The organism is Pedococcus sp. 2YAF34 (assembly GCF_052114585.1).
Taxonomy (GTDB): domain Bacteria; phylum Actinomycetota; class Actinomycetes; order Actinomycetales; family Dermatophilaceae; genus Pedococcus.
Genome location: NZ_JBFRFA010000016.1, coordinates 1 through 22,915, shown reverse-complemented (window position 1 = coordinate 22,915; position 22,915 = coordinate 1). Strand labels below are relative to the sequence as shown.

At 72.6% G+C, this 22,915-nt stretch carries 25 protein-coding genes; 5 read left to right on the top strand and 20 right to left on the bottom strand.

Going from position 1 to position 22,915, the window contains the following annotated elements:
• Nucleotides 1-12 precede the first annotated feature (12 nt).
• The gene (locus AB4Z02_RS10430; RefSeq protein ID WP_441970803.1) at nucleotides 13-852 is read right to left on the bottom strand and encodes a hypothetical protein; all 840 of its coding nucleotides are present in this window, start codon (nucleotides 850-852) and stop codon (nucleotides 13-15) included.
• 319 nt (nucleotides 853-1,171) lie between these two features.
• On the opposite strand from AB4Z02_RS10430, the gene AB4Z02_RS10425 reads away from it, so the two are divergent.
• Nucleotides 1,172-1,732, top strand: a complete 561-nt coding sequence (locus tag AB4Z02_RS10425) for a hypothetical protein (protein WP_441970801.1) — start codon at nucleotides 1,172-1,174, stop codon at nucleotides 1,730-1,732.
• Nucleotides 1,733-1,838: 106 nt separating this feature from the next.
• Here the strand turns inward: AB4Z02_RS10425 and AB4Z02_RS10420 are convergent, their stop codons facing one another.
• The 7 genes from AB4Z02_RS10420 to AB4Z02_RS10390 all read right to left on the bottom strand — a co-directional run bounded on the left by AB4Z02_RS10420 (nucleotide 1,839) and on the right by AB4Z02_RS10390 (nucleotide 6,490).
• Nucleotides 1,839-2,243, bottom strand: a complete 405-nt coding sequence (locus AB4Z02_RS10420; RefSeq protein WP_056884336.1) for a DUF3151 domain-containing protein — start codon at nucleotides 2,241-2,243, stop codon at nucleotides 1,839-1,841.
• Entirely contained in the window at nucleotides 2,240-3,265 is a 1,026-nt protein-coding gene (gene fbaA, locus AB4Z02_RS10415) for a class II fructose-bisphosphate aldolase (protein ID WP_441970799.1), read from the bottom strand. Before fbaA ends, AB4Z02_RS10420 begins: the two co-directional genes overlap by 4 nt.
• 82 nt (nucleotides 3,266-3,347) lie before the next feature.
• A complete protein-coding gene (locus AB4Z02_RS10410; RefSeq protein ID WP_441970798.1) occupies nucleotides 3,348-4,661 on the bottom strand; it encodes an RNA polymerase sigma factor in 1,314 nt (437 codons plus the stop codon).
• Entirely contained in the window at nucleotides 4,658-5,017 is a 360-nt protein-coding gene (locus tag AB4Z02_RS10405) for a YciI family protein (RefSeq protein WP_441970796.1), read from the bottom strand. The genes AB4Z02_RS10410 and AB4Z02_RS10405 overlap by 4 nt, the downstream gene beginning before the upstream one ends.
• Nucleotides 5,014-5,376, bottom strand: a complete 363-nt coding sequence (locus tag AB4Z02_RS10400) for a YciI family protein (RefSeq protein ID WP_056884333.1) — start codon at nucleotides 5,374-5,376, stop codon at nucleotides 5,014-5,016. Before AB4Z02_RS10400 ends, AB4Z02_RS10405 begins: the two co-directional genes overlap by 4 nt.
• A 10-nt stretch (nucleotides 5,377-5,386) precedes the next feature.
• On the bottom strand, nucleotides 5,387-5,746 hold the full coding sequence (locus tag AB4Z02_RS10395; RefSeq protein ID WP_441970794.1) for a YciI family protein: 360 nt from the start codon (nucleotides 5,744-5,746) through the stop codon (nucleotides 5,387-5,389).
• Nucleotides 5,747-5,800: 54 nt separating this feature from the next.
• The gene (locus tag AB4Z02_RS10390; protein ID WP_441970793.1) at nucleotides 5,801-6,490 is read right to left on the bottom strand and encodes a TrmH family RNA methyltransferase; all 690 of its coding nucleotides are present in this window, start codon (nucleotides 6,488-6,490) and stop codon (nucleotides 5,801-5,803) included.
• Nucleotides 6,491-6,671: 181 nt separating this feature from the next.
• On the opposite strand from AB4Z02_RS10390, the gene AB4Z02_RS10385 reads away from it, so the two are divergent.
• Together AB4Z02_RS10385 and AB4Z02_RS10380 are read left to right on the top strand one after the other, a co-directional pair.
• Complete coding sequence (locus AB4Z02_RS10385) at nucleotides 6,672-8,708, top strand: GTP-binding protein (protein ID WP_441970792.1); 2,037 nt, start codon at nucleotides 6,672-6,674, stop codon at nucleotides 8,706-8,708.
• A 3-nt stretch (nucleotides 8,709-8,711) separates the two neighbouring features.
• Complete coding sequence (locus tag AB4Z02_RS10380; RefSeq protein WP_441970791.1) at nucleotides 8,712-9,398, top strand: DedA family protein; 687 nt, start codon at nucleotides 8,712-8,714, stop codon at nucleotides 9,396-9,398.
• Nucleotides 9,399-9,401: 3 nt separating this feature from the next.
• Here the strand turns inward: AB4Z02_RS10380 and AB4Z02_RS10375 are convergent, their stop codons facing one another.
• The 7 genes from AB4Z02_RS10375 to AB4Z02_RS10345 all read right to left on the bottom strand — a co-directional run bounded on the left by AB4Z02_RS10375 (nucleotide 9,402) and on the right by AB4Z02_RS10345 (nucleotide 15,113).
• Entirely contained in the window at nucleotides 9,402-10,028 is a 627-nt protein-coding gene (locus tag AB4Z02_RS10375; RefSeq protein ID WP_056884326.1) for a response regulator, read from the bottom strand.
• Nucleotides 10,025-11,248, bottom strand: coding sequence for a sensor histidine kinase (locus AB4Z02_RS10370; protein ID WP_441970789.1), 1,224 nt, complete (start codon nucleotides 11,246-11,248; stop codon nucleotides 10,025-10,027). Before AB4Z02_RS10370 ends, AB4Z02_RS10375 begins: the two co-directional genes overlap by 4 nt.
• Before the next feature lie 7 nt (nucleotides 11,249-11,255).
• On the bottom strand, nucleotides 11,256-12,065 hold the full coding sequence (locus tag AB4Z02_RS10365) for an ABC transporter permease (protein WP_441970787.1): 810 nt from the start codon (nucleotides 12,063-12,065) through the stop codon (nucleotides 11,256-11,258).
• A complete protein-coding gene (locus AB4Z02_RS10360) occupies nucleotides 12,062-12,943 on the bottom strand; it encodes an ABC transporter ATP-binding protein (RefSeq protein ID WP_441970785.1) in 882 nt (293 codons plus the stop codon). Before AB4Z02_RS10360 ends, AB4Z02_RS10365 begins: the two co-directional genes overlap by 4 nt.
• 81 nt (nucleotides 12,944-13,024) lie before the next feature.
• Nucleotides 13,025-13,690, bottom strand: a complete 666-nt coding sequence (locus tag AB4Z02_RS10355; protein WP_441970783.1) for a LemA family protein — start codon at nucleotides 13,688-13,690, stop codon at nucleotides 13,025-13,027.
• Between the two features lie 74 nt (nucleotides 13,691-13,764).
• The gene (pyrE, locus tag AB4Z02_RS10350) at nucleotides 13,765-14,319 is read right to left on the bottom strand and encodes an orotate phosphoribosyltransferase (RefSeq protein ID WP_441970781.1); all 555 of its coding nucleotides are present in this window, start codon (nucleotides 14,317-14,319) and stop codon (nucleotides 13,765-13,767) included.
• Nucleotides 14,320-14,330: 11 nt separating this feature from the next.
• The gene (locus AB4Z02_RS10345) at nucleotides 14,331-15,113 is read right to left on the bottom strand and encodes an SDR family NAD(P)-dependent oxidoreductase (protein ID WP_441970779.1); all 783 of its coding nucleotides are present in this window, start codon (nucleotides 15,111-15,113) and stop codon (nucleotides 14,331-14,333) included.
• A 36-nt stretch (nucleotides 15,114-15,149) separates the two neighbouring features.
• On the opposite strand from AB4Z02_RS10345, the gene AB4Z02_RS10340 reads away from it, so the two are divergent.
• Complete coding sequence (locus AB4Z02_RS10340; protein WP_441970777.1) at nucleotides 15,150-15,935, top strand: exodeoxyribonuclease III; 786 nt, start codon at nucleotides 15,150-15,152, stop codon at nucleotides 15,933-15,935.
• 40 nt (nucleotides 15,936-15,975) lie between these two features.
• Here AB4Z02_RS10340 and AB4Z02_RS10335 read toward each other — a convergent pair whose 3' ends face one another.
• Together AB4Z02_RS10335 and AB4Z02_RS10330 are read right to left on the bottom strand one after the other, a co-directional pair.
• Entirely contained in the window at nucleotides 15,976-17,649 is a 1,674-nt protein-coding gene (locus AB4Z02_RS10335) for an MFS transporter (protein WP_441970775.1), read from the bottom strand.
• A complete protein-coding gene (locus AB4Z02_RS10330; protein ID WP_056884317.1) occupies nucleotides 17,630-18,334 on the bottom strand; it encodes an LppX_LprAFG lipoprotein in 705 nt (234 codons plus the stop codon). Before AB4Z02_RS10330 ends, AB4Z02_RS10335 begins: the two co-directional genes overlap by 20 nt.
• A gap of 145 nt (nucleotides 18,335-18,479) precedes the next feature.
• On the opposite strand from AB4Z02_RS10330, the gene AB4Z02_RS10325 reads away from it, so the two are divergent.
• A complete protein-coding gene (locus AB4Z02_RS10325) occupies nucleotides 18,480-19,313 on the top strand; it encodes a C40 family peptidase (RefSeq protein ID WP_441970773.1) in 834 nt (277 codons plus the stop codon).
• A gap of 55 nt (nucleotides 19,314-19,368) precedes the next feature.
• Here the strand turns inward: AB4Z02_RS10325 and AB4Z02_RS10320 are convergent, their stop codons facing one another.
• From AB4Z02_RS10320 to AB4Z02_RS10310, 3 genes are all read right to left on the bottom strand, one after another.
• Complete coding sequence (locus tag AB4Z02_RS10320; RefSeq protein ID WP_441970772.1) at nucleotides 19,369-19,839, bottom strand: hypothetical protein; 471 nt, start codon at nucleotides 19,837-19,839, stop codon at nucleotides 19,369-19,371.
• A 17-nt stretch (nucleotides 19,840-19,856) separates the two neighbouring features.
• Nucleotides 19,857-22,430 (bottom strand): ATP-dependent chaperone ClpB, encoded by a 2,574-nt coding sequence (gene clpB, locus AB4Z02_RS10315; protein ID WP_056884314.1) that lies wholly within the window; start codon nucleotides 22,428-22,430, stop codon nucleotides 19,857-19,859.
• A gap of 135 nt (nucleotides 22,431-22,565) precedes the next feature.
• Nucleotides 22,566-22,841 (bottom strand): ribonuclease E inhibitor RraB, encoded by a 276-nt coding sequence (locus AB4Z02_RS10310; protein WP_056884313.1) that lies wholly within the window; start codon nucleotides 22,839-22,841, stop codon nucleotides 22,566-22,568.
• Between the last annotated feature and the right edge of the window lie 74 nt (nucleotides 22,842-22,915).

The window sequence follows — 22,915 nt, the reverse complement described above, 5'->3', positions numbered from 1 at the left end:
TACCGGTGAAGGCTACCGGTCCGTGGGATCGGCCAGCGTGGCGAGACCAGCCCGGGCCGCAGCGACGCCGAGCTGGAACCGGGTCTGGACGCCGTGGCGGTCCATGAGCTGGGCCACCCTGCGGCGCACCGTGCGCAGGCTGCAGTGCAGGTAGCGGGCGATCGACTCGTCCTTGAGCCCGAGCGCCAGCAGCCGCATGAGCTCCTGCTCTGCAGGGTCGGGGCCGCCCTCCGGGGCCACGGGCAGGGCTCGGGCGAAGGACCGGTCGAACAGGGCCGTGAACGCGGACACCAGCATCGGGTCACGGATCAGCACGTAGTCGGCGGCGGGGTTGCCCCAGTCGGCGACCGCCACCACCGCCTCCTGGTCGAAGACCGCGAAGTCGGTGGGGGGCACGAGGCTCAGCCGCTGCTCCTCACCCGCGTCGGCCCACGCGCGCACCCAGGTCCGGCCGGCCTTGGTGTCCATGATGTCGATGGGGTAGATCGTCTGCTGCCGGAACGCACCGGCGGACAGCAGCTCGCGGGTCTGGCGGTTGACGTCCGGGTCGAGCCCCGAGCCGACCTCGACGGTCATGGCGCAGTGGCGCACGATCGAGGTGGTGCTGTCGACGAGGTGGCGCAGCACCGACGGCGCGAGGTCCGCTGGCAGCGGCTCGACGACGCGCTGCCCGCGCGTGGAGACGCTGCCCGCCGCCGAGGTCAGCTCGTAGAGGGCGAAGCGCACCTCGGCCAGGTCGTCGCGCCTCGCCTCGAGCTGCCGCTCGCCGCGCTCGAGGATGCGCTGCAGGCGCTCCACGGGGTCCACGAAGAGGGCCTGCACCTGGCGGCGCGGCTCATCGGTGCTGGTCACAGGCCCCCGTCCTCAGTCGGCATCATCTGGCCATTGGCACCATAGTGACACCACTGAGGCCGAAGGCGATGCACAATGAGCGCGCCACCTCGTCGACGACGCAGGGGACGCACCGACGACGGGCACGCGGGACGGACCACGGTCCTCCCCCAGGGGGCGACGGCGGGGGGAGGGATCCGACCAGATCCCTCCCTCCGCCGTCACCATGCCCACGGCCCGACCAACCCGCCGACCAACCCGCCGACCAACGGCCGCCCAACCCCCCGCCGTCCCGCGACGTCTGTGCTGGTGACCGCACGTCCACGACGGGGGAAGTCCGATGACCACGCGACACCAGCCCACCACGCCAGCCACTGCATCCGCCCTCTCGGCCGTGATGCTCGCCATCGCGATCGCCGTCGTGCTCGCGGGGTGCGGACCCTCGAAGGGCCCCGCCACCACGACCGGCACGAGCTCGACGACGCCCACGCCGGCGACGGTCACCGTGACCACCACCGTGACCGCGTCACCGACGGCGACCAGGCCCGTGCCGACGAAGCCGACCCGGCCGACCATCGACCCGTCGCCCACCACGCCACCGCCGGGCAAGGACGCCCCGGCGATCCCGCGCTCGGCGCAGGACTACGGCATCGCCTTCGTCACCGCGTGGGTCAAGGGCGACCGGACCCGCGCCACCCAGCTCGGCAGCGAGGCAGCGGTCAAGGACGCGTTCGCCGTGCGGCCCGGCGTGGCGCCGCGGTTCCAGCACTGCGAGGGCGCCGCGGGCTCGAGCTACTGCACCTGGGAGGGCGACGAGTACACGCTGCAGCTGCGCATCCTCAACGAGACCGCCTCCACGGGACAGCCACACGCCGTGGCCGAGGTCGCCTTCCGGCACTGAGCAGCACCGAGCAGCACCGAGCAGCACCGAGCAGCCGCGCGCCACGGAGCCGGCGACCTCGGGGGTCGCCGGCTCCGTGGCGCTGCAGGTGGTGGGGCGTCGTCGGCTAGAGGCCGAGCTCGCGGGCCCCGGTCGTGGAGGAGTCGCGCAGGAACTCGGTGCAGCGGTGCTCCTCGTCGGTCTCGCCGATCGCGCCGGCCGCCTTGGCCAGGGCAGCAAGCGCGCGCAGGAACCCTCGGTTGGGCTCGTGCTCCCAGGGGACGGGTCCCTGGCCGCGCCACCCGTTCTTGCGCAACGAGTCCAGCGCCCGGTGGTAGCCGGTGCGGGCGTAGGCGTAGCCCTCGACGGTGCGGCCGTCGGCGAGCGCGTCCTCGGCGAGGGTCGCCCAGGCCAGCGAGGAGGTGGGGTGTGCCGCGGCCACCTGGTCGGCAGCGACGCCCTCCTCCAGCTTGGCTGCCGCGGGGTCGACGGGCAGGCGGGTCTCGGGGATGCCGAGCAGGTTGTCGCTCATGCGTGGGTGCCCGCCGAGCGCAGGTGCTGGCAGGCCTCGACGACGCGGGCCGCCATGCCGGCCTCCGCCTCCTTGCCCCAGGCGCGCGGGTCGTACTGCTTCTTGTTGCCGACCTCGCCGTCGATCTTGAACACGCCCTCGTAGTTGGTCAGCATGTAGCCGGCCACGGGGCGGGTGAAGGCGTACTGGGTGTCGGTGTCGATGTTCATCTTGACGACGCCGTAGTCGACGGCCGCGGCGATCTCCTCGGCCGTGGAGCCCGAGCCGCCGTGGAAGACGAGGTGGAACGGCTTCTCGTCCGGCGTGCCGAACTCGCGGTGCACGGCGTCCTGCGCGGCCTTGAGGACCTCGGGCCGCAGCTTGACGTTGCCCGGCTTGTAGACGCCGTGGACGTTGCCGAAGGTCAGGGCCGTCATGAAGTAGCCGTTCTCGCCGGTACCGAGGGCCCTCGCCGTGGCGATCGCGTCCTCGGGCGTCGAGTAGAGCTTGTCGTTGATCTCGTTGGCGACGCCGTCCTCCTCGCCACCGACGACGCCGACCTCGATCTCGAGGACGACGTTCGCCGCCTTGCAGGCGTCGAGCAGCTCGCGGGCGATGGTGAGGTTCTCGTCGAGCGGCACGGCCGATCCGTCCCACATGTGCGACTGGAACCACGGGGTCCCGCCGTCCTTGACCCGCTCGGTGGAGGCGGCCAGCAGCGGCCGGACGAACCCGTCGAGCTTGTCCTTGGGGCAGTGGTCGGTGTGCAGCGCGATGTTGACGTCGTAGTTCCTGGCGACCTCGTGGGCGTAGGCCGCGAGCGCCAGGGCGCCGGACACCATGTCCTTGACCGTGGGACCGGAGAGGTACTCCGCGCCGCCGGTGGACACCTGCACGATGCCGTCGCTGCCCGCCTCGGCGAACCCGCGGATCGCGGCGTTGAGCGTCTGCGAGGACGACACGTTGATCGCGGGGTAGGCGAAGGAGCCTGCCTTCGCGCGGTCGAGCATGTCGGCGTACACCTCGGGGGTGGCGATGGGCATGGGGTCTCCTTAGAGCCATCTGCGGGACTTCGTCGTCGCGCCGATCCTTTCACGTCCGCAGCCGCCCACGACACCCGTCGTCTCAGGCGTCAAGCGCGTCTCGGCGCCCCGTCAGCAGGGCCCGCTCCGCGTCGTTGGCGCAGCGCGCTATCGCGACGGCGTACGCGGCGCGGGCACCGTCGTGGTCTCCGGCGCGGCTGAGCAGCTCGGCCCGCACCGCAGGCAGGCGGTGGCTGTGCGGCAGCTGCTCGTCGAGGTCGTCGAGCAGGGCGAGTCCGGCTCGTGGTCCGTCGGCCTCCGCGACCGCGACGGCGCGCGCCAGCCGGGCGCTCGGGGTCGGGGCGAGCCTGAGCAACGTGTCGTAGTGGGCGACGACGCGGTCCCAGCGCGTCGAGGCGGCGTCGGGGGCGGTGGCGTGCTCGGCCGCGATCCGGGCCTGCACGGCATACCCGGCCGCCTGGACGGTGACCCGTCCGGTGAGGGCAGGAGAGGCGAGCAGCGCCAGTGCCTCGTCGACCTCGTCGCGGTGCCAGCGGCTGCGGTCCTGGTCGGGCAGCAGCACGATCGCTCCGTGCGCGTCGACGCGGGCGTCGCGGCGTGAGTGCTGCAGCAGCATCAGGGCGAGCAACGCCGTGAGGACCGGCTCGCCGGGACGCAGGCCGAGGACCACCCGTACCAGCCGCACCGCCTCACCGGCCAACTCGGCGCGGAGGGCGTCGGGGCCGCTGCCGGGGGCGTACCCGGCGGTGAAGGCGAGGTAGGCCGTCTGGGCCAGGACGTCGAGCCGCTCGGGCAGCTCGGTGGCCGCGGGGACGGCGAAGGGGATGCCCGCCGTGACGATCTTCTTCTTCGCCCGGGTGAGACGGGCAGCCATGGTCGGCTCCGGCACGAGGAACAGGCGCGCCACGTCGGCCGTGGTGACACCCAGGACGAGGCGCAGGGTGAGGGCGCTCGCGGCCGCCGGGTCGAGCGCGGGGTGGCTGCACATGAGGACCAGGCGCAGGAGGTCGTCCTCGACGAGGTCACCCGGGTCGGCCCGCACGGCGCCACTCCCCTCCTCCTCGGCCGCCACGACGAGCAGCGGCACCTTGCGCTGGGCCATCGCCTCACCGCGGAGCCGGTCGAGGATCCGGCGCCGTGCGGTCGTGTGGAGCCACCCGGCCGGGTTGTCGGGCACCCCGTCACGCGCCCAGCGCCGGGCGGCGGCCTCGACCGCGTCGGCCAGCGCGTCCTCCACGAGGTCGAGCCGGCGGAACCGGGCGAGGAGGAGGGACACCAACCGGCCCCACTCCTCGCGCACGACCCCGGCGAGCGCGTCGTCCGGGCCGTCCGGACCGTGCCGACCGCCAGGGCCGCCCGGCTTGCCCGGGTCGTGCTCGTCGGCGCCGGCGGTCACCGGCCCTCGTACCCCTCGACCTGCACCGTCGGCCGGACCTCGACCGTGTAGGACCTCGGCAGGAGCTTGGCTGCGGCGATGGCGGTGTCGAGGTCGGGGAGCTCGACGTCGTAGTAGCCGCCGACCTGCTCGGTCAGCTCGACGAAGGGGCCGTCGGTGACGACCGGGCCGCCTGCACGGTGGCGGATGGTCGTCGCGGTCTCGGCATCGGCGAGGGCGGCGCTCTCCCGCCTGCTTCCGTGCTCGTCGACGAACCTCTCGAAGGCGTGGTGGGCGTCGAAGAGCTCCTGGCGGGCCTCCTCGTCGGCAGCCTCCCACTCACCCGGCTCATAGGCGATGAGGACGACGTACCTCACGAGGGACGGTCCTCCGGCTTGACCACGCGCCGTACCTCGATGCCGTCGCCGAGGGCGGCGATGATCTGGCAGCAGTCCACCAGGTCGTCGAGGTCGTCGGTCTCCACCTGGTAGAAGCCGCCGACCTGCTCGGTGACCTCGGCGAACGGACCGTCGGTCGGGGTGCCACCACCGGCGGGGATGCTGCGGGCCTCGCCCGAGGCGTGGAGCTCGGCGCCGCCGGTGATCTTGTGCCCCCGGCGGCCGAGCTCCTCACCGAACCGGGTGTACTCGGCGTACCCGGCCGTGCGCTGCTCGACGCTCATGGTGGTCCACCAGCGGTCGGCGTCCCCCATGATCAGCACGACGTACTCGGTCATCGCGCTCCCCTCACATCGCCACGGTCGGACGGATCTCGACCGCCGGGTGGAAAGGCGTCGACAGCAGGCGGCCGCAGACCTGCGCCAGGTCGTCGACGTCGTCGGACTCGACCAGGTAGTAGCCGGCGACCTGCTCGGCGCTCTCGGCGAAGGGGCCGTCGGTCACGGTGACGTCGTCGAGCGCGCTGCCGCGGGCGACCCGCGCGTGGGTCGAGGGCGTCAGCTGGGCTCCGCCGACCATCTTGTGGCCACGGGTCCCGAGCAGCTCGACGAACTCGGTGTGGGCGGTGTGCAGCTCCTGCTTCTCCTGGTCGGTCGCGGTGGCGTAGCGCGCCTCCGGGCTCGGCAGGAGCACGAGGTACTGGGTCATGGCTGGTCCTCTCATCGGTGGGTGCGTGCACCCTGATGACGCACGAGCGCCCCTCTAATCGACAGCCTGCCCGAAAACGTGCCGGCGGACCCAGGCGTGCATGGCGACCGCCGCGGCAGCCCCGGCGTTGATCGAGCGCGTGGAGCCGAACTGCTCGATGTGCAGGACCGCAGCGCAGGCCCGGCGCGCCTCCAGCGACAGCCCGGGGCCCTCCTGCCCGAACAGCAGGACGCACTCCCGCGGCAGGTCGTAGGTCTCCAGCGGCACCGAACCGGGGAGGTTGTCGATGCCGACGACGGGTATGGCGCGTGCCGTGCCGTCCTCGGCGCGTCCGGCGGTCTCGGCCCACGCCAGGAGGTCGTCCACCGTGGGGTGGTGGTGCTCGTGCTGGTAGCGGTCGGTCACCATCGCCCCACGCCGGTTCCAGCGCCGCTTGCCGACGATGTGGAAAGCCTTGGCGTTGAAGGCGTTCGCGGTCCTGATGACCGAGCCGATGTTGAAGTCGTGGCCCCAGTTCTCGACGGCGACGTGGAAGTCGTGGCGGCGGGTGTCGAGGTCGGCGACGATCGCGTCGTGCCGCCAGTAGCGGTAGGCGTCGACGACGTTGCGGCGGTCGCCGTCGCGCAGCAGCTCGGCATCCCACTGGTCCCCCGCCGGCCACTCACCGACCCACGGCCCGACGCCGATCTCGTCATCACGGCCGGCGCGGCCACGGCCAGCGCCCGCCAGGTCGTCGTCGCTCACGGGGGCCACCCTAGGCGCGCGGCCACCCCACGACGGAAAAGCCGTTGCCCGGCCGGGGGTGCGGCTGCTGCCATGGAGGAGCACGACCCACCCACCCGAACGACCCACAGACCGGAGAAACCGATGCGAGCTGCCGACACGTCCCGCCAGGTACCCACCTACCGAATGGATGTGAAGGCAGTTGCGCACGTTGACCGTCGGGGTCGTCGCGCATGTTGACGCCGGCAAGACCAGCCTGACCGAACGGATCCTGCACGAGGCGGGAGTCCTCGACCACCCCGGCAGCGTCGACGCCGGTGACACCCGGACCGACTCGCTCGACCTCGAGCGACGCCGCGGCATCACGATCCGCTCCGCGGTCGCCTCGTTCGCGTGGCACGACACCCTCGTCAACCTCGTCGACACCCCCGGGCACTCGGACTTCGTCGCCGAGGTCGAGCGCTCGCTGGCCGTCCTCGACGCCGCCGTCCTCGTCGTGTGCTCGGTCGAGGGGGTGCAGGCGCAGACCCTGGTGCTCGCCCGCGCCCTGCAGCGGCTCGGGCTGCCGACCGTGCTGTTCGTCAACAAGCTCGACCGCGCCGGCGCCGACCCGGACCGGGTCCTCGCACAGGTGGGCGAACGCCTCACCTCCGACGCGGTGCCCCTCGGGACGGTGGACGCGCCCGGGACCCCGCAGGCGGCATACCTGCCGTTCGTGCCGTCGGACGGCGAACGCGCCGACCTGCGGGAGGGGACGCGGGCGGCCCGGGTGCAGCCGGTGGTCTTCGGGTCGGCGATCACAGGAGCCGGGGTGCCGGCCCTGCTCGACGCCCTCACGGACCTCGTCGCCGAGGACGCCGCCTGCACGACACCCCCGGGCGAGGACCACCACCACCTCCTGCAGGGCCAGGACCCCGACCACGACCACGACCACGAGCCCGCCGCCGGGACCGTCTTCAAGCTCGACCGGTCCGCCGCGGGGAGCCGGCTGACCTACGTGAGGGTGACGGGCGGCACGCTGCGGGTCCGCGACCGGCTCGAGCTGGGCGGACGCGCACCCGAACGCGTGACGGGTCTGGAGGTCTTCGGCCCCGACGGGCTGCGCAGGGTCGAGCAGGTCGACCGGGGGCGGATCGCCGTGCTCCGCGGTCCGGTGACGGCCCGGGTGGGCGACACCTTCGGCACCGGTGGGCTCCGGGCGCGGCAGGTCGAGCTGGGCCGGCCCAGCCTCGAGACGGTCGTGGACCCGGTCGAGCCCAGCCAACGAGGACGGCTGTTCGCCGCCCTGACCGAGCTCGCGGAGCAGGACCCGCTCATCGCCCTGCGCCTCGACGACGGCCGTGGCGAGGTGGCGGTCTCGCTCTACGGCGAGGTCCAGAAGGAGGTGATCGCCACCTTCCTCGCCGAGGACCACGGCGTGCAGGCGTCGTTCCGGCCGACGACCCCGATCTGCGTCGAGCGCGTCCGGGCGGCCGGATCGGCGCACCAGCTGATCGACGTCAGCCCCAACCCGTTCCTCGCCACGGTGGGGCTGCGGGTCGAGCCGGCGCCGGTCGGCAGCGGCGTCGACCTCGCGCTGGAGGTCGAGCTCGGCTCGATGCCACCGGCGTTCTTCGCCGCCGTCCGCGAGGGCGTCGACGGCACCCTCACCGAGGCCGTGCACGGCTGGTCGGTGCCGGACTGCCGCGTGGTGGTGACCCACTCGGGCTACTACCCGAGGCAGAGCGCGATGCACGCCGGGTTCGACAAGAAGATGTCGAGCACCGCGGCGGACTTCCGCAGCCTGGCCCGGCTCGTGCTCGCCGAGGCCCTCGCCCGGGCCGGGACGGTCGTCTGCGCGCCCGTGCACCGGTTCGAGCTCGAGGTGCCGCAGGACCTGGTCGGGACGGTGCTCGCCGAGCTGCCCCACCACCGCGCCGTACCCCACGACACCCGGGTGCCCGGCACCTCCGCGACCGCTGCCGCCGTGCTGAGCGGCGACGTGCCGGCCGACGAGGTCCACGGCCTCGCCCAGCGGCTGCCGCACCTGACGCGGGGCGAGGGGGTGCTCACCACCGTCCTGGACCACCACGCGCCGGTGACCGGTCCCCCACCGCGTCGCACCCGGGCCCTGCCCGACCCGTTCGCGCAGGTCGGAGACTGGGGCGTGTCCTGCGCAGCTGGCCAGCCCGGTAGGCCCCCGGCGAGCCCGCGCTCAGGTGACGCACAGGGAGCACCCGGCTGCGACCCGTACCCTTGACCCATGCACTCACTCAGCACCAACTGGATGGACCCCCAGTGGCTCCTCGACCACTTCGGCTCCCAGTTCTTCTGGGTGAGCGTCGCGATCGTCTTCGTCGAGTGCGGGCTGCTCTTCCCGATCCTGCCCGGCGACTCGCTGCTGTTCGCGATCGGGCTGTTCATCAGCACCGGCGACTTCAGCATGAACCTCGTCGTGGCCCTGCTCGTCCTGAGCGCGGCCGCGTTCGCCGGCAACGTCGTCGGCTACGAGATCGGGCGCGCCGTGGGACGTCCCCTGTACGAGCGCGACGGCCGGCTGCTCAAGAAGAAGTACTTCGACGACAGCCACGCCTTCTTCGAGAAGCACGGCGCCAAGGCGCTGGTCATCGGCCGCTTCGTGCCGATCGTGCGCACGTTCATCACCGTCGTCGCCGGCGTCAGCCGCATGGACCGCCGCCACTTCTTCGTGTGGAGCGGCGTGGGCGCGGTCCTGTGGGTGTGGGTCGTCACCCTGCTCGGCTACTTCCTCGGCAACTCGTTCCCCGCGCTGAAGGACCACCTCGAGCTCGCGATCCTGGCCATCGTGGCGGTCTCGGTCGTCCCGATGGTCGTCGAGGTCGTCCGGGCCCGTCGCGGCTACACCACCTCCGAGACGATCGTGGACGAGGCCGGCGAGGCGTACGACGACCTCACCGACGAGCGCGCCTGATCCCTACAGCTCGATCAGGCCGGCCCGCAGGGCTGCGGTGACCGCGGCGGTGCGGTCGGTGACGTCGAGCTTCTCGAACGCCCGCAGCAGGTGCGTCTTCACCGTGGCCTCGCCGATGTGCAGCTCGCGCCCGACCGCGGCGTTGGACAGCCCACGGGCGACGCAGCGCAGGACCTCGGTCTCCCGCTCGGTGAGCGAGGGTCCGGCCGGCGCGCGGAGCCGGCTGGCCAGGGTCGCCATGACCGGCGGGGCGAGGACGGTCTCGCCGCGGGCCGCTCGCCGGATGGCGTCGGCCAGCACCTCGCGGGGCGAGTCCTTGAGCAGGTAGCCGTTGGCCCCCGCCTCGACGGCCCGGACGATGTCGGCGTCGGTGTCGTAGGTGGTGAGGACGAGGACGGCCGGGGCGTCGGGTCGTGCCCGCAGCCGGGCCGTCGCGGCGGCGCCGTCGAGCACCGGCATCCGCAGGTCCATGAGGACGACGTCGGGCGACAGCCGCTCGACGAGCAGGACCGCCTCCGCACCGTCGGCGGCCTCCCCGACGACCTCGAAGTCGGGGTGCTCCGAGAGCATCGCCGCGAGCCCCATCCGCACGACCGGGTGGTCGTCGACGACCAGCAGCCGCAACGTCATCGGGGCACCTCCATGCGCAGCCGTGTCCCCGCGCCGGGGGCGCTGCTGACCTCGAAGCGCCCGCCCACCTCGCCGGCCCGCGCGGTGGCACCGTCGAGGCCGTAGCCGCGATCCGGGTCGTCGGGGGCGAAGCCCACGCCGTCGTCGGCGACCTCGAGCGAGACCGGCGCGTCGGCGGCATACGTGAGGCGGACCTCGAAGGTCCGCGCCTGCGCGTGCCTGCGGACGTTGGCCAGCCCCTCCTGGGCGGTGCGGAGCAGGACGACCTCGGAGTTGGCGGGGAGCACCGTCGGCTGACCCTGCACGACGAGGGTGCCCGCCATGCCAGACTCGGCGGCGACGGCGTCGACCAGTCGGCCGAGCGCCTCGGACAGCGTGCGGGACTGCAGGTGGCCCGGCGTCATCTCGGCCACGATGAGCCGCGCCTCGGAGAGGTTGTCGGCGGCGGTCTGCTCGATGAGGCGCACGCGCTCGCGGACCACCTCGAGGTCGCCCCGGTCGAGCGCCGCCTCGGTGGCCCGGGCCAGGGTGACCACCGAGGTGAACCCCTGGGCCAGCGTGTCGTGGATCTCGCGGGACATGCGTTCGCGCTCGCTCGCGACCCCCTGGGCACGCTCGGCGGCTGCCAGCTGCGCCTGGGTGCGACGGAGCTCGTCGATGGTGAACGCCCGGGAGTCGGCCTCGCGGATGAGCTTGTGGATGAACAGCCCCATGACCAGGGAGAGGGTCAGCGTGATGACCGTGCTGATGGCGATGCCGAGGACGTCGTCGCCGGTGCGGGGGGCCTGCCAGAGGCGTACGGCGCCGATGGCCAGGACCGCGGCGACCACCACCGCAGCGGCGTGGTTGCGCCGCAGCATCGCCCAGGTCTGGGGGAAGAGCCCGAAGGTGAGGACCCACGCCGTACCCGTCCCGTCCACCGCCATGAGCGCCACGAGGGCGACCCAGGCGACGGCGACGTAGCGGACGCCGGCGGTCCGTTCCTCGTCACCGATGCCGCGACGGCCCCAGACGAGGTACGCGGCGGCGATGACGCCCACCCCGAGCAGGGACCACCCGAGGTGGTCTGGCTTCTCGGCGACCAGGACGCCGGCCGTCGTGGCGACCAGGACGCCGAAGAAGACGTGCCACCAGACGAGCTGGCGACGCCACATCTCGTCGAGCTCACCCGTGGAGGTGCCCGGCACCGGCCGGCAGTCCACGGGCTGGTCGGCGCTCATCGGCCCATCATGTCGTGCCGCGCTTGGTCCAGCGGAACGTCCGCGCGCAGATGACGAGCCCCGCGACGAGCCACGCGCCCAGGACGAGCGCGGTCCGGCCGTGCTCCCAGACCCCGGCCATCTCCTGGCCCTGCCAGTCCTGGGGGAAGAACACCGAGCGCATGCCCTGGGCGATCCACTTCAGCGGGAAGAGCGACGCCACCTGCTTGAGCCAGTCGGGCAGGTCCGTGAAGGCGAAGTAGACGCCGGAGATGAACTGCAGGACCAGCGTCGGGGCGATGACCACGGCCCCCACCGACCGGGAGGACGTCGCCACCGAGGAGTAGGCGATCCCGAGCACGGTGCCGCAGGCGACGCCGAGCAGGAAGACCCACACGAACGTGAACCAGTGCACCGCGTCGGTGGGCAGCTGCACGCCGAACCCGAGCCGCGCGATGGCGATGAGCAGCACGAACTGCGCCAGGGAGGTGCTGGCGACCAGCCCGACCTTGCCGAGGAAGTAGGCCACGGGGGGCATCGGCGTCGAGCGCAGCCGCTTGAGCGTGCCGTCGTCGCGCTCCACCGCGACGCTGAGCGCCATCGACTGGAAGCTCGTGAGCATCACGCCGGCCGCGACCATGCCGGGCAGGAAGAACCGGGCGGCATTGACGCCGGCGTCGGCCGCGTCGCCCTCGGAGAACGAGTCACCGAAGATCACCGCGAACATCGACAGCATGAGGATCGGGAAGGCGAACGAGAAGAACACCGCCTCCTTCTCGCGGAAGTACATCTTCAGCTCCAGGACCGTGCGGTCCCAGCCGATCGCTGCGGCGTTCATGCCGACACCGCCATCGAATCGGCCGGCGCGACCTCGTCGAGGTGCGGGGCGATCAGCGACAGGTAGGTGTCCTCGAGCGAGGGCCGCGTGACCGTGAGCCGCGGCACCTCACCCCCCAGGCGGGCGGACAGCTCCGCGACGTACTGCGTGGGGAGACTGGTCCGCTCGGTGCGGCGGGCGCCGCCCTCCTCCCACGAGACCGTGGCCTCCGAGGAGGCGCGGCCACCGAGGTTGGCCGGGGTGTCGAGGGCGAGCATCCGGCCCGCGGCGATGACCCCGACCCGGTCGGCGAGGTGCTCGGCCTCGTCGAGGTAGTGGGTGGTCAGCAGGATCGTCGTGCCGCCGTCGGCGAGGGAGCGGATGAGGTCCCAGAAGTCGCGACGCGCCTGCGGGTCGAACCCGGTCGTCGGCTCGTCGAGGAACAGCAGCTCCGGGGAGCCGACGATCCCGAGGCCGACGTCGAGCCGGCGTCGCTGGCCCCCGCTGAGCTTGCCGATGCGGTCGTCCGCCTTGTCCTGCAGGCCGACCGCGGCGATGACCTCGTCGACGTCGCGGGGGTCGCGGTAGACCTTGGCGGTGCTGGCGACGGCCTCCCGCGGGGTGAGCAGGTCGAGGCCGGTGGAGGTCTGCAGCACGATCCCGATGCGGTTGCGCCACGCGAGATCGGCGTCCTCCGGGTCGCTGCCGAGGACCTTCACGTCCCCGCCGTCGCGGCGCCGGAAGCCCTCGAGGACCTCGACGGTGGTGGTCTTGCCGGCGCCGTTCGGGCCGAGCAGGGCGAAGACCTCGCCCGCCTCGATCTGCAGGTCGATGCCGTCGACCGCCTCACGGGACCCGTAGGTCTTGCGCAGGCCGGTCACGGTGATGGGTGCGTCCATGGGACCAGCCTGCCGCGACAGCAGACCCGCGCGGGAGCACTTTCCGGTTGAACCGTCGTCCACCGACCGGTGGACGACGGGTCAGGGCCGGGTGGGGGGCGACGCCGGGGGCTGCCCGGCAGGCGGCGGGGTCGCCGCGGGGCCGGACCCGGCGGCGTACCCGCTCGGGGGCGGGATGGTCGCGTCGCGCTGGCCGAAGTCGACCTTCACCGCGTCGCGCTCCTCGCCCTGCACCTCGAAGTACTCCTCGCGGTGGATGCCGAACATGTTCGCCACGATGTTGCTGGGCACCGTCTCGACCTTGGTGTTGAGCTCGCGCACGTTGGCGTTGTAGTAGCGCCGCGCGGAGGCGATGCGGTCCTCCGTCGCGGTGAGCTCCTGCTGCAGGGCCAGGAAGTTCTGGTTGGCCTTGAGGTCGGGGTAGGCCTCGGCGACGGCGATGAGGCGGCCGAGCGCCTGGCTCAGCAGGCCCTCGCTCTGCGCCTGCTGGGCGGGGCTCTGGCCACCGGCCATGGCGGCCGACCGGGCCTTCATGACGTCCTCGAGGGTGCCGCGCTCGTGGGCCGCGTAGCCCTTGACCGTCTCGACGAGGTTGCCGATGAGGTCGTGCCGGCGCTTGAGCTCGACGTCGATCTGGCGCCAGGCCTCCTGCACGAGGTTGCGCAGCTTGATGAGGCCGTTGTAGATGCCGACGGCCGCGAGGACCAGCAGCACGACGACGACGGCGATGACGATCCAGACGATCATGAGACTCCCCTTGGTCTGCGCGAGTGCCCTGAGCCTAGGCCCTGCGCGCGGCCGCGGGCAGTGCGCCGGGCGGCTCAGGCGAGGCCGAGCTCCTCGAGCCCGTAGACGAAGCGGTACTCGAACCCGGCCTCGGCGAACTTCTCCGCGGCACCGGTGGCCCGGTCGGCGATGGTGGCCACGGCGACGACCTCGGCGCCGGCTTCGCGGGCGGCGTTCGCGGCCTCGAGCGGCGAGGCGCCGGTGGTCGAGGTGTCCTCGACGATGACGACACGGCGACCCTCGATCGAGGGGCCCTCGATGCGCTGCTGCAGGCCGTGCGCCTTGCCGGCCTTGCGGACCACGAACGCGTCCTTGCGCTCCCCCGCGGCGGCGCTGGCGTGCAGGATCGACGTGGCGACCGGGTCGGCACCGAGGGTCAGACCGCCCACCGCGTCGTACGCCAGGTCGGAGACGAGGTCGCGCATGACCAGGCCCACCAGCGGCGCCGCCTCACCGTCGAGGGTGATCCGGCGCAGGTCGACGTAGTAGTCCGCCTCCTTGCCCGAGGAGAGGGTGACGCGGCCGTGGACGATGGCCTTGTCCTTGATGATCTCGAGCAGGCGGGCGCGGGCGGCGGAGGTGTCGGTCACGGCTCAGCAGCCTACCGAGCGTCGCGACGCTGCTTCGGACGGTGCACCGTACGGGCGCGCGAGCGGACCAGTGCGCGAGGGAGGAAGCGCAGCCCGGCGACGATGGCCTTGTACTGCGCCCCGGGCACGGACACGACCTTGCCCTTGGCGACGTCCTCGAGGCAGTCGTGCACGAGACGACGGGCGTCGAGCCACATGAACCCCGGCACACCCGACATGGTGACCCCGGCACGCTGGTGGAACTCGGTGTGGGTGAAACCGGGGCAGAGCGCCATGGCGGTGACCCCGGTCCCGGCCAGCTCGCCGGCGAGCGACTCGGTGAAGACGGTGACGAAGGACTTCTCCGCCGAGTAGCTGCCCGAGGTGATGAAGCCGGCCACCGACGAGACGTTGACGATGGCGCCGTGCCCGCGTTCGCGCATGGCCCGCGCCCCCGCGTGCGAGAGGACCAGGACGGCCCGGCAGAGCACGTCGAAGACGGCCTCCTCCTGGCTGACCTCGTTGTCGAGGAACCGCTTGCGCAGGGAGTACCCGGCGTTGTTGACGAGCAGGTCGACCGGCCGGGCGGCGTCGGCGAGGCGCTCGGCGACCTTGCCGGTGTCGGCCCGGTCGGACAGGTCGGCCACGAGGATCTCCGTGGCCACGCCGTACTTGGCCTGGAGCTCGTCCGAGACGTTCTCGAGCCGGGCGCGGTCGCGGGCGACGAGCACCACGTCGTGGCCCCGCTCGGCGAGCTGGTGGGCGAACGAGAGGCCGATGCCGGCGGTCGCGCCGGTGACGAGGGCAGTGCTCATGGGCCCACTGTAGGTGCGTCCCCTTAGGGTTGCCCCGTGCGCATCGCGACGTGGAACGTCAACTCCATCAGGTCCCGGATCGACCGCGTCGAGGCGTGGCTCCAGCGCACGGACGTCGACGTCCTGGCGATCCAGGAGACCAAGGCCACGGACGCCCAGTTCCCGTTCGACCGGCTCGCTGCGCTCGGCTACGAGGTGGCCCACCACGGGCTCAACCACTGGAACGGCGTGGCCATCGTCTCGCGTGTGGGGCTTGCCGACGTGGTGCCCTCCTTCGCGGACGCACCCTCGTGGGGCGAGCCGCCCGTGGTGGAGGCCCGCGCGCTGACCGCGACCTGCGGCGGCATCAAGGTCACCTCCGTCTACGTGCCGAACGGCCGGGCTCTCGAGGACCCCCACATGGCCTACAAGCTGCAGTGGCTCGCCGCCCTGCGTGCGCAGGCCCAGCACTCGGTCGAGGCCGGCGAGACCGCCGCCATCATGGGCGACTGGAACATCGCGCCTCAGGACGAGGACGTCTGGTCGATGGAGTACTACCTCGACAAGAGCCACGTGTCGGCGCCCGAGCGGGCGGCCTTCCAGGCGGTGCTCGACACCGGCTTCGTCGACGTCGTGCGGCCCCACACGTCCGAGCCCGGCACCTTCACCTACTGGGACTACACGCGCCTGAGCTTCCAGAAGCGCCGCGGCATGCGGATCGACTTCATCCTCGGCTCCCCGGCGTTCGCCGACCGGGTGCTGGGCGCGGCCATCGACCGCGAGGAGCGCAAGGGCAAGGGCGCCTCCGACCACGCCCCCGTCGTCGTCGAGATCGCCGACTGACCGAGCCACGCAACACGGCGGTTGCTCTGGGAAACGGGGACTACAGAGCCCGTTCTGCCGAGAAGACGCCGTGTTGCGCCGGTGTCGCGACGGCCGGGCGGAGGCCCAGCCCTGTGGACGCGGCGGCCCCGGCGAGGGCGGCGACGGCGGCCCCGGCGAAGACGGTCTGCACCTGCACGACCCCGGCAGCGACCAGCGCCTTGGTGTCGGACTGGTCGGGCAGGGCCGCGACCGTGGCGTAGTAGCGGTGCAGGCCGATGGCGGTCAGGAGCGCGAGCCCGACCACCATGCCGACCATCCGTGCGACGACGACCAGCGCGGAGGCGACACCGTGAGCCTCGTGGGGGGCGGCGGTCAGCGCGGCGTTGTTGACGGGGGCGAGGGCCAGCCCGATGCCGAGGCCGACCAGCGCCAGGACGACCGTCGCGGAGAGGTGGTCCAGGGCGCCGTCGCCCCAGCGGCTCATCACGAACAGGCCGACCGCCGCCAGGGCCAGGCCCACGCCGCTGACGACGCCGTCGCCGAGCCGACGCAGCGACCATCCACCGAGCAGCGCACCCACCGGCACGGCGACCAGGAACCGGACGAGCACCAGCGCGGCCTCGGTCTGGGAGCTGGTCAGCGTGAGCCGGGCCAGCACCGGCACGTCGACCACCACGGCCACGAGCGCGACCCCGGCGCAGGCACTCACCAGCAGGGCGTACCGCGCGCGGCCGCGGACGACCCCACGCGCCACGAGCGGCGTCTCGACCCGGCGGTGCCGCCACAGGTAGGCGCCGAAGGCCAACGCCCCCAACGGCAGGAGCGCGAGCCCCAGCGGCCCGACGACCTCCCGCTCCGGGTCGCTGGCGGCGAAGGTCAGCACGACGCTGCCGAGCGCGACGGCCAGGAGCAGCGCGCCGGGCAGGTCGGCGCGCCCGAGCACGGCCCACCAGCCGCGGGCGCTGACCGCCAGCCACGCGAGCACCAGGACGAGCGCCACGACGCCGACCGGGGTGGCCAGCCGCGAGGTCGACCCGCCGAACGGCACGAACGGCACACCGAGGGTCACGTCCGTGACCAACCGCTGCGGCGCCGCGAGGGCGACGCCCGTGACGACGAGGGCCAGGACACCGACGACGAGCGGCACGGCGCGGGGCCGCCCCGGCCGCTGACCGCCGGCGAGCAGCACCGCGCCGGTCAGCACGACACCGGCGATCGCGTTGAGCCAGAAGATCGTCCGCCAGCCCGAGACCGCGAGCACCACAGCGCCGAGCACGGGCCCGAGCACGCTGCCGAGCTCCTGCACCGCCCCCACGACGCCCAGTGGCACGCCGCGCCTCCCGACGGGCCAGAGGTCGGCCACGAGGGCCAGGGTCGCCGGCACGAGACCACCGCCGCCGATCCCCTGCAGCACTCGCCCCGAGACGAGCACCGGCAGCTCGACGGCGAGGGCGGTCACCGCCGACCCGACGACGAAGATCGCCAGGCAGGCCACCAGGATCCGTTGCCGCGCAACGAGGTCCGCGAGTCGTCCGATCAGCGGCAGCACGGCGATGTAGCCGAGCAGGAAGCCCGAGATGATCGGGGTCGCCTTCTGCAGCGCGTCGATGCCCAGGCCGACGCCGGTCATCATGTCGGTGAGCGCCAGCACGACGACATACGTGTCGGCCGCCGCGAGCGCCACGGCCACGGAGGCCGTGGCGAGCAGGGCCCTAGGGGCGGGTGATCGCAACGGCCTTGGCCAGGCTCGTGAGGTGCAGGGTGTAGGTCGAGGTGGCGCCGGCGTAGAACGGGCCCTTGATGACGACGGTGCGCAGCTCCTTGTCGGAGCGGGTCACGCCGTAGGTCACGTCGAAGGTGCCGTTGCGGTCGCCGGTGACGAGCAGGTCGGCCACCGCGCCGCCGGGGAGCTTGCCCGTGAAGGTGTTGAGGACGTCTGCCCCGTCACGGACGGTGGAGGCCTTGGCGAGGTCCTGCGTCCTCGTGATGAGGCTGGTGATGCCGGTCGAGGTGTTGAACAGCTGGGCCGGGTTGGGGGCGCCGTACTTGGCCGGGTCGATCTTGACGAACGACGGCGTGAAGAACTTCATGTAGACGTCCTGCTCCACGGCGACGACCTGCACTGTGCCGGTGATGCCGCGGATCGAGGCGTTGAGGGTGCCTTGGAAGGACGGCGGGGTGAAGACGCCGGTGCCCTTGGCGGCCGAGACGCCGACGGCCTTGCCGGGCAGCCCCGTCGACTCGAGGGTGAAGTCCACCGCAGGGCTCTTCTCCAGCTTGGCGCGGGCCGCCGCGAGCTGCTGGGCCGGGGACTGCTCCACCGCACCGCCGTCGCCACCACTCGAGCAGCCGGCCACCGCCAGCAACGACAGGACGGCGGCGACAGCTGCAACGGCTGGGCGGAGGGTGGCGCGCACAGGCCCACCGTAACCGCCCGGCACCCACCACAGGTCCGGACGCGCAGGCCGCGCAGGGGACCGCTCCCCATGGTCGGTTCGCCTTGCGGCTCCTAGCGTTCCCCGCACACCGGCACCGTGCCGGCCGTCACGAGGGGGAACTCCCATGCAGCTGCTCAGCACCCACCGCCGCCGGCTGGCGACCGCCGCCGCGTCCGTCGTCCTGGTCGCCGCCCCACTGGTCTCGACCGTCGCAGCGAACGCGGCGGACACCGCGACGGGCCGCGTCAACACGAGCGGCGCCGCGCTCAAGGTCCGCTCGGCCCCGACGACGAGCTCCACCGTCGTCGGCACCCGCGCCGACGGGGCGCGCGTCACCATCACCTGCCAGACCTACGGCCAGCAGGTGTCGGGCACCTATGGCAGCTCGACGGTCTGGGACAAGCTCAAGAGCGGCGGCTACGTCAGCGACGCCTTCGTCAAGACCGGCTCCGACGGCCTGGTCGCCCCGCTCTGCAAGGGCACCACGCCTCCGCCGCCGACGCACACCCAGTCGGCCAAGGTCACCGCCACGATCGCCGCCGCCAAGGGGATGCTCGGCAGGTACCCGTACTCATGGGGTGGCGGCAACGCCTTCGGCCCGACCAAGGGGATCTGCTGCAGCCCCAGCGGGATCGACGACCGCAACACCGTGGGCTTCGACTGCTCCGGCTTCATGGAGTACGTCTTCCACAAGGGCGCCGGCCTGCGCCTGTCGAGCACCTCGCGCAGCCAGTACGCCGACGGGCCCCGCGTCCCGATCTCCCAGATCAAGGCCGGAGACATGGTCTTCTGGTCCAGCTCGAGCAGGACCGCGTCCGGCATCCACCACGTCGCCCTCTACATCGGTGACGGCAAGATCGCGGAGGCCAACCGCGTGAGCGGCCCCGACATCCGCGTCCGCGCCTTCTCCCGCGGCGAGTCCGGCGTCATGCCCTACGTGGTGCGCCCGATCCGCTGACCAGCACCACCGGGCTGGGGTATGGCGCGTGGTCACCACGCGCCATACCCCAGCGTCAGTCGGGCGTCGCCTCGTGACCGGGCCGCCCGGGGGTGCGTCGCTCGGCCTTCATCTCGGCCTCGAAGACGTGCCGGCGCCCCTGCACCAGCTCGTCGCGCACCAGCTTCTCCAGCCGCTGGAAGTCGGCGTAGTAGCCGTCGTCGAACTCCTCGACGAGCTGGAAGGTCCAGCGGCCGTCGAGGACGTTGCGGCCGACGAGCTCGGTCTCGAGGCGGTCGGCGAGCGCGTCGTGGCCGGCCTTGCGCAGCAGGTCGCAGGCGTCGCCGAGGGCGAGGTCGGCGGTGCCGGTGAGGCGGTGCAGGCCGTAGAGCCGGCCGCGCACCTCCTCGATCGCCTCGAACGCCTCGCTCACCTTGCCGACCGCCTCGACGGTGGCGTCGTCGACACCCTCCGGCCGCCGGTCGAGGCCCTCCTCGCCCGGCCGGGCCCGCCGGCCACCCTGCCCGTCCACGTGCTCCTCGCTCATGCTGGAAGTCTGCGCGATCAGGCGGCGGCGCGCACCACGAGGTGGTCGGCGTCGTCGTCGCGGTCGACCACCACGCTCTCGCCGTCACGGACCTGCCCGGACAGCACGGCCTTGGCCAGCCGGTCGCCGATCTCCTTCTGCACCAGTCGCCGCAGCGGGCGCGCGCCGTAGGCCGGGTCGTAGCCGGTGATGGCCAGCCACTCCCTCGCCGCGTCGGTGACCTCGAGGGTGATGCGGCGGTCGACCAGGCGGGTGGCCAGCTCGCGCACCTGCAGCTCGACGATGTGGCTGAGCTCGTCGGAGGACAGCGGGTCGAAGATGACGACCTCGTCGAGTCGGTTGAGGAACTCCGGCTTGAAGCTCGCCCGCACCACCCCCATGACGGCGTCGCGCTTGGCCTGCTCGTCCATCAGCGGGTCGATGAGGAACTGGCTGCCGAGGTTGCTGGTCATGACGAGGATGACGTTGCGGAAGTCGACCGTGCGGCCCTGCCCGTCGGTGAGCCGGCCGTCGTCGAGGACCTGCAGCAGGATGTCGAACGTCTCCGGGTGAGCCTTCTCCACCTCGTCGAGGAGCACGACCGAGTAGGGGCGCCGGCGCACCGCCTCGGTGAGCTGGCCGCCCTCCTCGTACCCGACGTACCCGGGGGGCGCCCCGATGAGGCGCGCGACCGAGTGCCGCTCGGAGTACTCGCTCATGTCGATGCGCACCATGGCGCGCTCGTCGTCGAACAGGAAGTCGGCGAGGCTCTTCGCGAGCTCGGTCTTGCCGACACCGGTCGGTCCGAGGAAGAGGAACGACCCGGTCGGCCGGTTGGGGTCGGCGAGGCCGGCCCGCGAGCGCCGTACCGCGTCGCTCACGGCCGCCACCGCCGTGGACTGGCCGATGAGGCGCGCGCCGATGATCGACTCCATCGACAGCAGCTTCGCGGTCTCGCCCTGCAGCAGGCGGCCGGCGGGGATGCCGGTCCACGCGGAGATGACCTCGGCGATGTCGTCGGCGCCCACGCGCTCCTTGACCATGAGGTCCTCGGCCTGGCTGCCCTCGGCCTCCTGCGCGCTGCGCAGCGACGTCTCCAGGGCCGGGATCTCGCCGTAGAGGATCCGCGACGCCTTCTCGTAGTCGCCCTCGCGCTGGAGCCGGTCGGCCTGACTGCGCGCCTCGTCGATCTGCGACTTGAGGTCGCCGACGCGGTTGAGGCCGGACTTCTCGGACTCCCAGCGGGCGTTGAGGGCGGCGAGCTCCTCGGACTTGTCGGCGAGGTCCTTGCGCAGCCGCTCGAGGCGCTCGACCGAGGCCTCGTCCGTCTCGCGGGCGAGGTGCAGCTCCTCCATGCGCAACCGGTCGACCGCACGCCGGAGCTGGTCGATCTCGACCGGCGAGGAGTCGATCTCCATGCGCAGCCGGGAGGCAGCCTCGTCGACCAGGTCGATGGCCTTGTCGGGCAGCTGGCGCCCGCTGATGTAGCGGTCGGACAGGCTGGCCGCGGCGACGAGCGCGGCGTCCTCGATCTCGACCTTGTGGTGCGCCTCGTAGCGCTCCTTGAGGCCGCGCAGGATGGCGATGGTGTCCTCGACCGACGGCTCGCCGACGAAGACCTGCTGGAACCGGCGCTCGAGGGCGGGGTCCTTCTCGATGTGCTGGCGGTACTCGTCGAGCGTCGTCGCGCCGACCAGGCGCAGCTCGCCCCGGGCCAGCAGCGGCTTGAGCATGTTGCCGGCGTCCATGGCGCCCTCGCCGGTCGCCCCCGCCCCGACGACGGTGTGCAGCTCGTCGATGAACGTGACGATCTGCCCGTTGCTGGCCCTGATCTCCTCGAGCACGGCCTTGAGCCGCTCCTCGAACTCGCCGCGGTACTTCGCGCCGGCCACCATCGCCCCGAGGTCGAGGCTGATGAGCCGCTTCTCGCGCAGGGACTCCGGCACGTCGCCGTCCACGATGCGCTGGGCCAGCCCCTCGACCACGGCGGTCTTGCCGACACCCGGCTCGCCGATCAGGACGGGGTTGTTCTTGGTGCGGCGCGCGAGCACCTGGACGACGCGGCGGATCTCGGTGTCGCGGCCGATGACCGGGTCGAGCTTGCCGTCGCGGGCCATCTGGGTGAGGTCCGAGCCGTACTTCTCCAGCGCCTCGCCGGCCTCGGCCGGCGTCTCGCTGCTGACCTTGCGACCGGCCCGCAGGGCGTCGATCTTGGCCTCCATGTCCTTGGCGCCGCGCTGCTTCACCGCCGCGAGGTGGCCGGTCTCGGCCAGCGCGAGCAGGAGCAGGTCGACCGCGAGGTAGGCGTCGCCCCGTGCGCGCATCAGGGTGTCGGCGTGCTGCAGGACGGCGACCGCCTCGCGCCCGAACGTCGGCGGCTGGTTGGCGCCCGTGGTCGTCGGCAGGGTGCGCAGCCGCGCGTCGGCCTGGCCGAGCACGTGGGCCGCCCCCGTGCCGGCAGCCTGGAGCAGCACGTCGGCCTGAGCGTTCTCGAGCTGGATCAGGGCGCTCGTGAGGTGGTCGGGGGTGATCTCGGGGTTGCCGGCCGTCTGGGCGGCGCGCTGGGCGAGGGCGAGGGCCTCGCCGACCTTGGCGGTGGGCTTCAGATCCATGCCTGGGTGCTCCTGTGTGGTTCAAACGGGGTCGTGCAGCTGCTGGTCAGTCGCTCACTGGAGGCAACCGCTCCAAAGTTGAGTGTATTCCGCTCAACCTTAGAGCGCAGGAGTACTAGGTCCCGTCGACCGTCGTCAGAGCCCGGCGGGCGTCGTGGGCTCCGGGTCGTACCAGCCGCCCCGCTCCTCGGCGAGCGCGCTGAACCGGTCACGCAGGCCACCCTCGACGGGGCCGGACTCGTCGGCGACGTTCTCCTCGACCACGTGGACCGCCCACTCGTGGTCCTCGGAGTCGTCCTCGCCGGCCAGGGCCTCGCGCACGACCTGGGCCGCGAAACCCTCCTCCACGAGCTCGGCCGCGACCTCGTCGGCGGTGTCACGGTCGGGGAAGACCAGCAGGTGCTCGCTCACGCAGTGAGTATGCCTCGCGGCAGGCGGTGCCGCCCCGCGCCGCGCGGGCCGCGAGAGGGCGGCAGCGACGGGTG